The following is a 14,458-nucleotide window of genomic DNA, read 5'->3' as shown; positions in this document are numbered from 1 at the left end:
AGCCGCAAGAAAGAGCCCATTCACCCATTTTTCTTGCCGCTTGTAGCTTGCAGCTTGCAGCTAAAGCCGTTTTTTTTGCAGCCTATGGCGGGCATACTAGGCCAGTCTCTATGCCTGGTGCCGCCCACCCCATGTTTCGCGCCCTGATCCTACTCGCCCTGTCTTGCCTGCTCAGCCCGGCCTTCGCCGATGAGCGCGCGCAAACCCAGCAACAACTGGACGCCACGCGCCAGGACATTACCGAGCTGAAAAAGATGCTTGGCAAGTTGCAGGAGGAAAAATCCGGTGTGCAGAAAGACCTGCGCTCAACCGAAACCGACATCGGCAAGCTGGAAAAGCAGGTGGAGGCCCTGCAACTCGAACTAAAAAAGACGGAAGGCGAACTGGAGCGCCTTGATACCGAGAAAAAAAAACTCCAGAGCGCCCGCATTGAACAGCAACGACTGATCGCCATCCAGGCCCGTTCGGCCTACCAGAATGGCCGCGAGGAATACCTGAAACTGCTGCTCAACCAGCAGAATCCGGAAAAATTCGCCCGCACCCTGACCTATTACGATTACCTGAGCCAGGCGCGCCTGACCCAGTTGCGCAACTTCAACGAGACCTTGCGCCAACTGGCCAACGTCGAGAAAGACATCAGCCTGCAACAAGCGCAGCTGCTGACCCAGCAAGGCACCCTCGACAGCCAGCGCCAGGAACTGGAAAAAGTCCGTACCGAGCGTAAAGAGGTGCTGGCCAAGCTCAACAATGACGTCAAGGCCCGCGACCAGAAGCTGCAGGCCCGTGAGCAGGACCAGGCCGACCTGAGCAAAGTGCTCAAGACCATCGAGGAAACCCTCGCCCGCCAGGCCCGTGAAGCCGAGGAAGCGCGGCAGAAGGCCCTGCTCGCCGCCCAGGAAGCGGAAAAACAACGCCAGCGCGAAGCCCTGGCCGCCAGCAACAGCGACGCGCCGAAGAAGCCCAAGGCTATTCCCGGCCCGCTGGTCTCCAGCAGTGGCGAAACCTTCGGTGGTGCTTTTTCTGCCGCACGGGGAAAACTTCCATGGCCTGTCAATGGTCGATTGCTGGCACGCTTTGGCGAAACCCGCGGCGATGACTCGCGAGCCAAGTGGGACGGGGTGATGATCAGCGCCTCCCAGGGCAGCCAGGTGCGCGCCGTGCATGGCGGCCGGGTGGTATTTGCCGACTGGTTGCGCGGCGCTGGACTTCTGGTCATTCTCGACCATGGTAATGGTTACCTGAGCCTGTACGGCCATAACCAGAGCCTGCTCAAGAGCGCCGGCGATGTGGTCAAGGCCGGTGAGGCCATCTCCACCGTCGGCAACAGCGGCGGCCAGAACAGCTCGGGGCTGTATTTCGCCATCCGCCAGCAGGGGCGCCCCAGCGACCCCGCACAATGGTGTCGTGCCCAGGGATAGGCAACACCCCCTATTTGACGGCGTAGCGCAACTTCGGGCTGCGCCGATGCTCTACGGAGCGCTACCAGGATCAGGAGTTCGTTCGACATGCTGCACTCGCCTCGCCTCACCTCGCTGGCCCTGACCATCGCCATGGTCATCGGCGCGCCCCTGGCCCTTGCGGCCGAGCCGGCCAAGCCCGCCGCGATTCCAGCGACAACGGTCTCGGCACCGTCGGCCAAGGCACCGCTGCCGCTGGAAGAGCTGCGCACCTTCGCCGAGGTCATGGACCGCATCAAGGCCGCGTATGTCGAACCGGTAGACGACAAGACCCTGCTGGAAAACGCCATCAAGGGCATGCTCAGCAACCTTGATCCGCACTCGGCCTATCTCGGCCCGGAAGACTTCCTCGAGCTGCAAGAGAGCACCAGCGGTGAGTTCGGCGGCCTGGGCATCGAAGTGGGCATGGAAGACGGCTTCATCAAGGTGGTCTCGCCGATCGACGAGACCCCGGCCTCGCGCGCCGGTATCGAAGCCGGTGACCTGATCGTCAAGATCAACGGCCAACCGACCCGTGGCCAGACCATGACCGAAGCAGTCGACAAGATGCGCGGCAAGGTCGGCGAGAAAATCACCCTGACCCTGGTGCGCGACGGCGGCAACCCGTTCGATGTAACCCTTGCCCGCGCGGTCATCCAGGTCAAGAGCGTCAAGAGCCAGATGCTCGAAGACGGCTACGGTTACATCCGCATCACCCAGTTCCAGGTCAAGACCGGCGAAGAAGTCGGCAAAGCCCTGGCCAAGCTGCGCAAGGACAACGGCAAGAAGATGCGCGGCCTGGTCCTGGACCTGCGCAATAACCCCGGTGGCGTCCTGCAATCGGCCGTGGAAGTGGCCGACCACTTCCTGACCAAGGGCCTGATCGTCTACACCAAGGGCCGCATCGCCAATTCCGAGCTGCGCTTCTCCGCTGACCCGGCCGACGCCAGTGAAGGCGTGCCATTGGTGGTGCTGATCAACGGCGGCAGCGCCTCGGCCTCGGAAATTGTCGCCGGCGCCCTGCAAGACCAGAAACGCGGTGTGCTGATGGGCACCGACAGCTTCGGCAAAGGCTCGGTGCAAACCGTGCTGCCGCTGAACAACGACCGCGCATTGAAGATCACCACGGCGCTGTACTTCACCCCCAACGGCCGTTCGATCCAGGCCCAGGGCATCGTTCCGGATATCGAGGTGCGCCGCGCCAAGATCACCGCCGAGCAGGACAGCGAGAACTTCAAGGAAGCCGACCTGCAGGGTCACCTGGGCAACGGCAACGGCGGCGCCGACCGTCCGTCGGGCAAGGGCGGCGGCGCCAAGCCTCGCCCACAGGATGATGATTACCAGCTCAGCCAGGCCTTGAGCCTGCTCAAGGGCCTGAGCATCACCCAGGGTAAATAAGGCCAGTTGATGCGTTACCTGCTGTTGGCCCTGTTGTACCTGATGAGCGGTGTCGCCCTGGCGGCGCCGACTCAACCGGGCAAGGCCTACCTGACGCTGATCATCGACGACCTGGGCCAGAACCCTGCGCGCGATTCACGCACCCTGGCCCTGCCCGGCCCGGTGACCCTGGCGATCATGCCCGACACCCCGCATGCCACGGCGTTCGCCCGCCAGGCCCACCGCGCCGGCAAGACGGTGATCCTGCACATGCCCATGGACCCGGCCACCGGCCCCTACGCCTGGCACCCCGGCACGCCGCTGCCGGAACTGGAGCGGCGGCTGAACGCAGCGCTCGACAAAGTGCCCTACGCCGTTGGCATCAACAACCACATGGGCAGCCGCATGACCGCGGAGCCTGCGGCCATGGCCTGGTTGATGGGCGAGCTGCAGCGCCGCGGCCTGTTCTTTGTCGACAGCCGCACCAGCGCCGCCACGGTTGCTGCCAAATCAGCGCAGAACATCAACCTGGCCAGTGTGTCGCGGGATGTATTCCTGGACGATGTACGCACCACCGAAGCCATTGCCGGCCAGCTGCAACAGGGCATTGCCCTGGCGCGCAAGCAAGGTTCGGCAGTGCTGATCGGCCATCCTTATCCACAGACCCTGGAAGTGCTCGAGCGCGAACTGCCCAAGCTCAAGGCCCAGGGCATCGAATGGATAGAAATTCAGCAGATGATCGCCGAGCGCAGCAATCGCGCGATGTCCGGCCACGGGCGCAACGGTATTTACAGGTAGCGGGCGAACGTCGCCTCGACAAAACCGTCACTGCGCATCTGCTCCAGCGCCTGCTGCAGCTTGTTCACCACCTCGTCCGGCACTTCACGGTTGAGCGCCAGGTACAGCTCGGCGCCGTGAAAACGCAGCACCGTCTTGAGCTTGCTCACCCCCACCTGGCGCGCCAGGTAGCGACCGGCCGGGTCGCCGCTGGCCCACAGGTCGATTTCGCCGTTCAGCAGTTTTTTCGCGTTGTCGCGGTCGCGCAGCACCAACACCGGGTTCAGGCCTTGCTTGGCCAGGTATTCGGCAATCGCATCCCCTTTATAAGCCCCGATACGATAACGCTTGGCTTCCTGCAGGCTGCTCAAGGCAATCGGGCTATCCTCGGGGGCCAGCAAAATCCAGTCATCCGGCCCCAGCGGCCCGACCCACTTGAACAGCTTTTCCCGCTCGGGCTGGCGAGCCATGACGAAAACGCCGTAGCCGGGGGTTTGCAGGACCTGCTCGTAGATGCGCTGCCAGGGGAAGCGCAGGGTCATGCTGTAGGGCACCTCGGCGCGCTTGAACATCTCGCGCACCAGGTCGGCGGCAATGCCATTGATGCCATCGTCGCGGGCAAAGCTCTTGCCGCTGATGGCCATGTTGTAGGGCGGGAAGTTTTCGGTGAGCAGCACCACAGGCTCGCTCGCGCGGGCGAGATAGCTGAACGACAGGCAGCTGCACAACAACAGGACAAGACGCTTGAACATGGTGGCACCGGGCTCCTTGGCAACGCCAAGAGTGCCGGGGCCTAGTGCGCCTGTCCAGCATGGCGCTCACTATCTATGTACCACACGCCGGTAGCGCGGCTTGCGAACACTTGCGCAGGCATACACAAGGAGGTTCACCATGCGCACGTTTTCCCGTCACTACCTGGGTGCCGCACTGGCGTGTTTAGCCTTGCAGGCAACCGCCGCGGACTATGGTCAAGGCCTGGCCGATCAGGCAGGCCCCGTCACCCTCGACAACGCCGACAACCAGAACGCTCACTGGAGCGGCATCGGCCGAATGTCCGCCGGATGTATCGGCACCCTGATTGATACCCGGGACCCCTGGACCGACAACAACGGGCCAGCCTACATAATTACTAACGGGCATTGCGCCAATGCAAAAAATGGCACGATTACTCATGACCAGCCAATAACCGGCACCATAGCCTTCAACTACTTCGCAGACACTGCCAGCAAACGCCAGGTCGTGGCCCTCAAGCGTCTGGTATGGAGCAGTATCCAGGGTGTCGACCTTGCGCTGCTGGAGCTTGACGCACCACTCAGGGCAGTCATGGAAACAGGCATCGTACCACTGAAAATAGACCCTCCCACTCCCGTTGGCAGCCCGATCCTGGTGGTCGGCGACCCCATCAATCCCGGCCTTGGATTACGCTTGAGCACCTGCACCATGCAAAAAGCCGACGCCCATGTCGAGCGCCCATGGGTGTGGCGCAACATTCTGCGTAATCAGTGCGCGGGAATGGATGACGGGGCCTCTGGCAGCCCCATCCTCAACCGCGCCAACAATAATATTGTCGGTCTGATCAACAGCACTTCATTCAGGTCATACAGACCATCGGCGTCAGAGGGGCAAAACTATGGCGTACCTATTACGCGCTTGTTTCGTTGCGGCATGGGCGGGCGAGCGGACTTAACCTTGGACGGCTGCGACCTGCTGCCGGGCTTCGCACTGGACCAGCAGAATCCTAATGCATTCCAGCGTGTACACAAGATCGCTACAGCTGAGGACGGCAGCCCGCAGGTACCGTCATGGAATTATGAATTTATCATCGACACGCAGTTTTACCGTTACAAGACAACCCGGGATGCCCTGCAATGCGAGAACCCGGCTCATTACAGCGACACCCTGCCTGGGCCACGCGCCAAGATCGAAGATACTGTTGGCCCGGAGCCCGGGAGGCACTTTCTGTGTATCGTCGGCGTCGAGTCACCTGAGCAATCGGCCTCGCGCGCGCTAATGGCGAACAGCATGAGCGTAGCCGTTGACCTGTTCGAGCAAGCCCCGGTACCAGAACCGTCCGTACTGATCGAGCCTCGGCGCTCCGGTGATATCAAAGTCACCTGGACCCTCGACCCACCCCATCTGGACACCTATCGGACAAAGCGCGGCCCGATTGCCAGTACCGACTGTGCCGATGAGCGGGGCTACACGACTTTTTTCGGTAACCGCTCCGTCGTGTTCAAGGCGAACAAACTCCCGCAAAAACTCTGTACCTATTCGCAAGACATCATCAAACAACGCTCGCCTGTTCGCACCGACCTGCTGCCAGCCCCTGCCGCCGGCTGACAGCCGTCCATGAAAAAGGGCCCTGTTCCTGCGAACAGAGCCCTTCGGGTCCATCAGCCGTTATCAGCTATAGACACGCCCCAGCAACTGGCGGTGGCTTTCGAACTGATCGAGCACATCACGGGTGATCTGCTCCGGGGTGAAGCCCATCAGGTCGTATTCCTGGCTGCCGTTGTGCAGGTAGACCTCGGCGCGGTAGAAGCGCTGGCGCACTTCCGACTCGCCTTCTACCGGCGCTTCGCTCGGCGCGGCCAGGTAACCGTCCAGGCTTACTTCGTAAACGAACGGGTTGCCTTCTTCCATGTCGATGCGCAGGCCCATGGCCGAGCGCGACTGGCCGACCCGGGTCTGCACCTGGAAGCCCAGGGTCTGCAGCTGCGCGGCTGCTTCCTTGAGCGCCGGGCTGACGCGTTTGTCCATGAAGCGCTGAACGATCGCCTGGGTCGGCTGCAGGTCCAGCTGGCTCAGGCGCTCGCTGAAACCGCGACGACCACGGGCAGCCAGTTCGGCTTGCTCCTGCTCGACCTGGCTGTCCTGTTTCATCGCCTTGTACAGGCCGAACATGAACAGCACCAGCACCACCGAGAACGGTAGCCCCGCCAGCACCACCATGGTCTGCATGGCCTGGAAGTTACCGGCCAGAAGCAAACCGATGGTGACCACGGTAATGATCGCCGACCAGAGGATACGCAGCCAGTTCGGCGCATCTTCATCGACATGGCCGCCTTTGCAGGAAAGGTTGGCCATCATCACCGCGCCGGAGTCGGCTGGGGTCAGGAACAGCACGAAGCCTACGAAGATCGCCACACCGACTACGATCTTGGCGAACGGATAGTGCTCGAGCAGCTGGTAGATCGACATCGCCGGCTGCTCCAGCGCTGTTCGCCCGAGCTCCACCGCGCCCTGGTTCATTACCAGGTCCAGCGCCGAGTTGCCGAAGATCGACAGCCAGGCCAGGGTGAAGCCCAGCGGGATCAGCAGCACGCCAGCGACCAGTTCGCGCACGGTACGACCGCGGGAGATACGGGCAATGAACATGCCGACGAACGGGCCCCAGGAAATCCACCAGGCCCAATAGAACACGGTCCACAGGCCCAGCCAGCGCTCGGACTTGGCACTGTCGCCCTCATAGACGTACAGGTCGAAAGTCTTCAGCACCGCGCCATTGAGGTAGTCGCCGATGTTCTGCACGAAGCTGTTGAGCAGGTGCAGGGTCGGGCCGTTGAGCAGCACGAACAGCAGCAAGCCGCTGAACAGGATGATGTTCAGGTTGGACAGGCGGCGGATGCCGTTCTCCACACCCGAAACAGCGGCGATGGTCGCCACGGTGCTCATCACCAGGATCACGATCAGCAGGTTGGTGTCGCTGTGCTGCATGCCGAACAGGTACTCAAGGCCCGAGGACACCTGCATCGAACCGATCCCCAGGTTGGTCACCAGGCCCAGCAGGGTCACGAACATGCCGAAGATGTCGACGGTGTGGCCCGCGGCACCCTTGACCCAACGCTCGCCGACCAGCGGGTACAGCGCCGAGCGCAGTGCCAGCGGCTGGTTGTGGCGGTAGGCGAAGTAGGCCACGGCCAGGCCGACCAGGGCATAGATTGCCCAGCCATGCAGACCCCAGTGCAGGAAGGTCAGCTGCAGGCCTTCACGGGCCGATTGCAGGCTGGCCGGCGCGCCTTCAGGCGGGTTGAAGTAGTGATCCAGCGGCTCGGACGCGCCGAAGTACAGCAGCGAGATACCGATACCGGAGGAGAACAGCATCCCGGCCCAGGCACCGTAGCTGAAGTCCGGCTTGTCATCCTTGCCGCCAAGCTTGAGCTTGCCGAAATTGGAGAAGGCCAGAACGATGACGAACAGCAGGTAGCCGCCAATCACCAGCATGTAGTACCAGCCGAAGCTGCGCGACAACCAGGCCTGAGCCTCGTTCAGCACGCGGCCGGCGGTTTCGGGAACTGCGATCAGCAAGGCAGTCAACAGCAGGATCAACAACGTCGAGGTGAAGAACACCACGCTGTTGACCCGGACCCTCTCGGCAGGGGTCTTGATTAGGGAGGCAGAACTCATTGCACATAGGCTCCGGGCAGTGCGAGAGAAACACGAAACAACCGTTACCCGAGCAAATGGTGCAATAGCCCCACTGCTCCAGGTGTTATAAAAGCACCTTGAAAAAACCGTGATCCCGAATCGATTGCGTTGAAAAAAACAGGCCGAAAACCCCGTCCCGAGGGTTGGCCGCGCGGTGCTATACCGTTCGGCAGATCTGTTCAACGCGCCGTTTACACCCGTCAACACCTTGTATTCCGGGGGTTCCACGTCTTTTTGGGGTGCCAATTTGTGCAAGCCGCAGGTAGGAAAAACCTGTCAATTGCACAGATTGTCGCAGAGCTTATTCTTTGTTGATTGAACGTTCAATCAAAACAAAATAGACTGGCCTTCGCCGAGGCAGCCGCTCGTCGACTGCTCGCAGGCCTGAGGAGATTTGCAAGATGCCCAAGGTCGGTATGCAACCCATCCGCCGTCAGCAGTTGATCGAAGCCACATTGATGGCCATCGACCAGGTCGGCATGGGTGACGCCAGCATTGCGCTGATCGCCCGTTTGGCCGGTGTGTCGAATGGCATCATCAGTCACTACTTTCAGGACAAGAACGGCCTGATCGCAGCGACCATGCGGTACTTGATGAGCGTGCTGAACGAGAACGTCGTCGCCAACCGGCAGGCGCTCAAGGACACCAGCCCGCGCGCCCACCTGCAGGTGATTATCGAAGGCAACTTCGACGCCAGCCAGGTCAACGGCCCGGCAATGAAAACCTGGTTGGCCTTCTGGGCTTCCAGCATGCACCAGCCGTCTTTGCACAGGTTGCAGCGGATCAACGATCACCGCTTGTATTCCAACCTGTGCTGCCAGTTCCGCCGCGTCCTGCCGCTGCCTGATGCGCGCACCGCGGCCCGTGGCCTGGCAGCGTTGATCGACGGTCTGTGGCTGCGCGGTGCGCTGTCCGGAGACGCGTTCGACACCGACCAGGCGAAACAAATCGCTTACGAATACATGGATCTACAACTGGCTAAACAGACGAGCCCGGACACGCAAAACCAGGCCTCTGAACCACCGCGCGTCGCGATTGCCAAACAAGCAGGAGCGCTGCACGGATAGCCAAACACACACATGCACTTGCGAGGACACTATGGCCCGTTTCGAACTGCAAAAACTCTACATTGATGGTGGTTATGTCGACGCTTCCAGCGACGCTACCTTCGACGCCATCAACCCGGCCAACGGCGAAGTCCTCGCCCAGGTGCAACGCGCTACCGAAGCCGACGTCGAGCGCGCTGTAGAAAGCGCCGAACGTGGCCAGAAAATCTGGGCCGCCATGACCGCCATGCAGCGTTCGCGCATCCTGCGCCGCGCCGTCGACATCCTGCGTGAGCGCAACGATGAGCTGGCCGCCCTGGAAACCCTGGACACCGGCAAGTCCTACTCCGAAACCCGCTACGTCGACATCGTCACCGGCGCCGACGTGCTGGAATACTACGCAGGCCTGGTACCGGCCATCGAAGGCGAGCAGATCCCGCTGCGCGACAGCTCGTTCGTCTACACCCGCCGCGAGCCGCTGGGCGTGACCGCCGGTATCGGCGCCTGGAACTACCCGATCCAGATCGCCCTGTGGAAATCCGCACCTGCCCTGGCGGCCGGTAACGCGATGATCTTCAAGCCGAGCGAAGTCACCTCGCTGACCACCCTGAAACTGGCCGAGATCTACACCGAAGCCGGCCTGCCGGACGGCGTGTTCAACGTTCTGACCGGCAGCGGCCGCGAAGTCGGCACCTGGCTGACCGAGCACCCGCGCATCGAGAAAATCTCCTTCACCGGCGGCACCACCACCGGCAAGAAGGTCATGGCCAGCGCCTCGAGCTCGACGCTCAAGGAAGTCACCATGGAACTGGGCGGCAAGTCGCCGCTGATCATCTGCGACGACGCCGACCTCGATCGCGCCGCCGACATCGCCATGATGGCCAACTTCTACAGCTCGGGTCAGGTCTGCACCAACGGCACCCGCGTATTCGTCCCTGCCTCGATGAAAGCGGCTTTCGAAGCCAAGATCGCCGAGCGCGTTGCCCGCATCCGCGTTGGCAACCCTGAAGACGAAAACACCAACTTCGGCCCGCTGGTCAGCTTCGCCCACATGGAAAGCGTGCTGGGCTACATCGCCAAGGGCAAGGAAGAAGGTGCACGCGTTCTGTGCGGCGGCGAGCGTCTGACCGAAGGCGAACTGGCCAAGGGCGCGTTCGTGGCACCTACCGTGTTCACCGACTGCCGTGACGACATGACCATCGTCAAGGAAGAGATCTTCGGCCCAGTGATGAGCATCCTCTCCTACGAGAGCGAAGAAGAAGTCATCCGCCGTGCCAACGACACCGAATACGGCCTGGCCGCGGGCGTGTGCACCAACGACATCAGCCGCGCCCACCGCATCATCCACCAGCTGGAAGCCGGTATCTGCTGGATCAACGCCTGGGGCGAGTCGCCAGCCGAAATGCCGGTCGGCGGTTACAAGCAATCCGGTGTCGGCCGTGAAAACGGCGTGAGCTCGCTGGCTCAGTACACTCGCATCAAATCCGTTCAAGTTGAGCTGGGTTCCTACAACTCGGTGTTCTGAAGCGACAAGCTTCAAGCGGCAAGCTGCAAGTCAAAGCCGGTGCGTGTTGCGCCAACCGGCTCTTGCAGCTCTCACTCATTTGCGAGCCTCGCACGACCGCATTTTCTTGCGGCTTGTAGCTTGAGGCTTGCAGCTGCTTTCGGAGAAAGCCATGGAATATGACTACATCATCGTCGGTGCCGGCTCTGCCGGTAACACCCTGGCGACCCGCCTGACCGAAGACGAAGGCGTAACTGTCCTGCTGCTCGAGGCCGGTGGCCCTGACTACCGCATGGACTTCCGCACCCAGATGCCAGCCGCGCTGGCCTTCCCGCTGCAGGGCCGCCGCTACAACTGGGCCTACGAGACCGACCCGGAGCCGCACATGGACGGCCGCCGGATGGAATGCGGTCGCGGCAAGGGCCTGGGTGGCTCGTCGCTGATCAACGGCATGTGCTACATCCGCGGCAACGCCATGGATTTCGACGGCTGGGCCAAACTGCCAGGCCTGGAAGACTGGACCTACCTGGACTGCCTGCCGTATTTCCGCAAGGCGGAAACCCGCGACATCGGCGCCAACGATTACCACGGCGGCGAAGGCCCGGTCAGCGTGACCACGCCGAAAGCCGGTAACAACCCGCTGTTCCACGCCATGGTCGAAGCCGGCGTGCAGGCCGGTTACCCGCGCACCGAAGACCTCAACGGTTACCAGCAGGAAGGTTTCGGCCCGATGGACCGTACCGTGACGCCTAAAGGCCGTCGCTCCAGCACCGCCCGCGGCTACCTGGACACCGCCAAGAAGCGCTCGACCCTGACCATCGTCACTCACGCCCTGAGCGATCGCGTGCTGTTCGACGGCAAGCGCGCTGTTGGCGTGAGCTACCTGGTCGGCGCCAGCGAAGAACGCGTCGAAGCCCGTGCACGCAAGGAAGTGATCGTCTGCTCCGGCGCCATCGCTTCGCCGCAACTGCTGCAACGCTCCGGCGTTGGCCCGCGCGCCCTGCTGGAAAGCCTCAACGTGCCTGTGGTTCATGACCTGCCAGGCGTGGGCGAGAACCTGCAGGACCACCTTGAGCTGTACCTGCAATACGCCTGCACCCAGCCGGTTTCGCTGTACCCGTCGCTGCTCTGGTACAACCAGCCAGCCATCGGTGCCGAGTGGCTGTTCAAAGGCACCGGTATCGGCGCCAGCAACCAGTTCGAAGCCGGTGGTTTCATCCGTACTCGCGAAGAGTTCGAATGGCCGAACATCCAGTACCACTTCCTGCCGGTTGCGATCAATTACAACGGCAGCAACGGCGTACAGGAACACGGCTTCCAGGCCCACATGGGTTCGATGCGCTCGCCTAGCCGCGGCCGTATCCAGCTCAAGTCCAAGGACCCGCGCCAGCACCCGAGCATCCTGTTCAACTACATGGCGACCGAGCAGGACTGGCAGGAATTCCGTGATGGCATCCGCCTGACCCGCGAAATCATGGCCCAGCCTGCGCTGGACGCCTACCGTGGCCGCGAAATCAGCCCGGGCGCCGACGTGCAGACCGACGAGGAACTGGACAAGTTCATCCGCGAGCACGCCGAAACCGCGTTCCACCCGTCCTGCTCGTGCAAGATGGGCGACGACGACATGGCGGTGGTCGACGGCCAGGGCCGCGTGCATGGCATGCAGGGTCTGCGGGTGGTCGATGCCTCGATCATGCCGATCATCATCACCGGCAACCTCAACGCCACCACGATCATGATCGCCGAGAAAATCGCCGACAAGATCCGCAACCGCCAGCCGCTGCCGCGTAGCACCGCCAAGTACTACGTCGCCAACGGCACGCCGGTCAAGGGCAAGGCGATGCGTGAGGTCAAGCAGGCCTAAAATCCTGCAACGCCCATCGCTGGCAAGCCAGCTCCCACAAGGGCTGTACCATTCCTGTGGGAGCTGGCTTGCCAGCGATGGCGTCAGCGCAAGCAACACAAAGAAGGCACCTTGCGAGGTGCTTTTTTTGTACCCGCGATTAACCCTTTACACCCCGCCAACCCCTCAGGTTAGAATCCTTGGCACGCGACCTGCTTATCGAAAGCAAGCCGCCCCCTTCCTGCTTTCCCCCGGAGTACTGCCTTTGGATGCGTCCACCATCAATAGCCTGTTCTTGATCGGCGCATTGCTGGTAGGTGCAAGTATTCTGGTCAGCTCACTTTCTTCACGTCTGGGCATCCCGATCCTGGTCATCATCCTCGCGGTCGGCATGATTGCCGGGGTCGATGGCGGCGGCATCATCTTCAACAACTACCCGACCGCCTACCTGGTGGGCAACCTGGCACTGGCGGTGATCCTTCTCGACGGCGGCCTGCGCACGCGGGTGGCGAGTTTCCGCGTGGCCCTGTGGCCGGCGCTGTCGCTGGCCACGGTGGGCGTACTGATCACTACCGGCTTGACCGGCATGGTTGCCGCCTGGCTGTTCGACCTGAGCATCATCCAGGGCCTGCTGATCGGCGCCATCGTCGGCTCCACCGATGCCGCGGCGGTGTTCTCGCTGCTCGGCGGCAAGGGCCTGAACGAGCGGGTTACGGCAACCCTCGAGATCGAATCGGGGAGCAACGATCCGATGGCGGTGTTCCTCACCGTGACCCTGATCGACATGATTGCCAGCGGCCAGACCGGCCTGCACTGGAGCCTGCTGACTCACCTGCTGCGCGAGTTCGGCATCGGCGGCCTGCTGGGCCTGGGTGGCGGCTGGCTGATGCTGCAACTGGTCAACCGCATCAACCTCGCTGGCGGCCTCTATCCGATCCTGGTGGTGGCCGGCGGCCTGGTAGTGTTCTCGCTCACCAACGCCCTGCACGGCAGCGGCTTCCTCGCCGTGTACCTGTGCGGCCTGGTGCTGGGCAACCGGCCGATCCGCAGCCGCCATGGCATCCTGCACATGCTCGACGGCATGGCCTGGCTGGCGCAGATCGGCATGTTCCTGGTCCTCGGCCTGCTGGTGACGCCTCACGACCTGCTGCCGATCGCATTGCCGGCGCTGGGCCTGGCGCTGTGGATGATCATCTTTGCCCGGCCACTGTCGGTGGCCGCCAGCCTGCTGCCGTTCAAGGCCTTCCATGGCCGCGAAAAAGCCTTTATCTCCTGGGTTGGCCTGCGCGGCGCGGTACCGATCATTCTTGCGGTGTTCCCGCTGATGGCCGGGCTGCCCGATGCCCAGCTGTTCTTCAACCTGGCGTTCTTCATCGTGCTGGTCTCGCTTTTGGTCCAAGGCACCAGCCTGCCGTGGGTGGCCAAACTGCTGAAAGTGACAGTACCGCCAGACCCTGCGCCAATTTCCCGTTCGGCCCTGGAAGTGCACATCACCAGCGAGTGGGAACTGTTCGTCTATCGCCTGGGCGCCGAAAAATGGTGCATCGGTGCCGCCCTGCGTGAGCTGAAAATGCCCGAAGGCACCCGCATCGCGGCCCTGTTTCGCGGCCAGCAACTGCTCCATCCGTCGGGAAGTACCACCCTGGAAGTCGACGATCTCCTCTGCGTAATCGGCCACGAACACAACCTGCCGGCCCTCGGCAAGCTGTTCAGCCAGGCTCCGCAGCGCGGCCTCGACCTGCGCTTCTTTGGTGACTTCGTGCTCGAAGGTGACGCAGAACTGGGGGCTGTAGCGGCGTTGTACGGTTTGAAGCTCGACGGCCAGGACCCGCACACGCCGCTCAGCCGCTTCATTGCGCAGAAGGTTGGTGGCGCGCCAGTGGTCGGCGACCAGATCGAATGGAACAGTACCTTGTGGACTGTTGCGGTCATGGAAGGGAACAAGATCCTCAAAGTGGGCGTCAAATTCCCCGAAGGTACTCGACCCGGCCCTGGGTTGTTCCTTTAAACTCCGTTCTTCGCCTCTGCCTGTACGAATTTTCTGCCT

At 62.2% G+C, this 14,458-nt stretch carries 10 protein-coding genes; 8 read left to right on the top strand and 2 right to left on the bottom strand.

Annotated elements, in window-relative coordinates; translation table 11 throughout:
- Positions 1-131: 131 nt before the first annotated feature.
- The 3 genes from LOY45_RS01585 (at position 132) to LOY45_RS01575 (ending at position 3,611) form a co-directional block, all read left to right on the top strand.
- Complete coding sequence (locus tag LOY45_RS01585) at positions 132-1,418, top strand: murein hydrolase activator EnvC family protein (RefSeq protein ID WP_233673579.1); 1,287 nt, start codon at positions 132-134, stop codon at positions 1,416-1,418.
- Between the two features lie 87 nt (positions 1,419-1,505).
- Positions 1,506-2,834 carry a S41 family peptidase gene (locus tag LOY45_RS01580; protein WP_115089314.1) on the top strand — a complete coding sequence of 443 codons (1,329 nt, stop codon included), beginning with the start codon at positions 1,506-1,508 and terminating at the stop codon, positions 2,832-2,834.
- 9 nt (positions 2,835-2,843) lie between these two features.
- A complete protein-coding gene (locus tag LOY45_RS01575; RefSeq protein ID WP_115089316.1) occupies positions 2,844-3,611 on the top strand; it encodes a divergent polysaccharide deacetylase family protein in 768 nt (255 codons plus the stop codon).
- Here LOY45_RS01575 and LOY45_RS01570 read toward each other — a convergent pair.
- Positions 3,602-4,342, bottom strand: coding sequence for a substrate-binding periplasmic protein (locus tag LOY45_RS01570; RefSeq protein WP_258578664.1), 741 nt, complete (start codon positions 4,340-4,342; stop codon positions 3,602-3,604). The genes LOY45_RS01575 and LOY45_RS01570 overlap by 10 nt on opposite strands.
- Before the next feature lie 139 nt (positions 4,343-4,481).
- Here LOY45_RS01570 and LOY45_RS01565 point away from each other — a divergent pair, with 139 nt between their 5' ends.
- Positions 4,482-5,930 (top strand): trypsin-like serine peptidase, encoded by a 1,449-nt coding sequence (locus LOY45_RS01565; RefSeq protein ID WP_258578663.1) that lies wholly within the window; start codon positions 4,482-4,484, stop codon positions 5,928-5,930.
- Positions 5,931-5,993: 63 nt separating this feature from the next.
- Here LOY45_RS01565 and betT read toward each other — a convergent pair whose 3' ends face one another.
- Positions 5,994-7,997: a choline BCCT transporter BetT gene (betT, locus tag LOY45_RS01560; RefSeq protein ID WP_258578662.1), complete on the bottom strand. Its 2,004-nt coding sequence runs from the start codon at positions 7,995-7,997 to the stop codon at positions 5,994-5,996.
- 422 nt (positions 7,998-8,419) lie between these two features.
- Between betT and betI the strand changes: the two genes are divergently transcribed.
- The 4 genes from betI (at position 8,420) to LOY45_RS01540 (ending at position 14,419) form a co-directional block, all read left to right on the top strand.
- Positions 8,420-9,085 carry a transcriptional regulator BetI gene (gene betI, locus LOY45_RS01555; protein ID WP_010222276.1) on the top strand — a complete coding sequence of 222 codons (666 nt, stop codon included), beginning with the start codon at positions 8,420-8,422 and terminating at the stop codon, positions 9,083-9,085.
- A gap of 31 nt (positions 9,086-9,116) precedes the next feature.
- Positions 9,117-10,589 (top strand): betaine-aldehyde dehydrogenase, encoded by a 1,473-nt coding sequence (gene betB, locus LOY45_RS01550; protein WP_115089326.1) that lies wholly within the window; start codon positions 9,117-9,119, stop codon positions 10,587-10,589.
- 151 nt (positions 10,590-10,740) lie between these two features.
- Positions 10,741-12,432, top strand: a complete 1,692-nt coding sequence (gene betA / locus LOY45_RS01545; RefSeq protein ID WP_134061219.1) for a choline dehydrogenase — start codon at positions 10,741-10,743, stop codon at positions 12,430-12,432.
- 244 nt (positions 12,433-12,676) lie between these two features.
- Complete coding sequence (locus LOY45_RS01540; RefSeq protein WP_115089329.1) at positions 12,677-14,419, top strand: potassium/proton antiporter; 1,743 nt, start codon at positions 12,677-12,679, stop codon at positions 14,417-14,419.
- The last annotated feature ends 39 nt before the right edge of the window (positions 14,420-14,458 follow it).

The organism is Pseudomonas wadenswilerensis (genome assembly GCF_024749185.1).
Classification (GTDB): Bacteria; Pseudomonadota; Gammaproteobacteria; order Pseudomonadales; family Pseudomonadaceae; genus Aquipseudomonas; species Aquipseudomonas wadenswilerensis.
The sequence above is the reverse complement of the archived record's forward strand: the minus strand, read 5'-3'. Positions and strand labels throughout refer to the sequence as shown.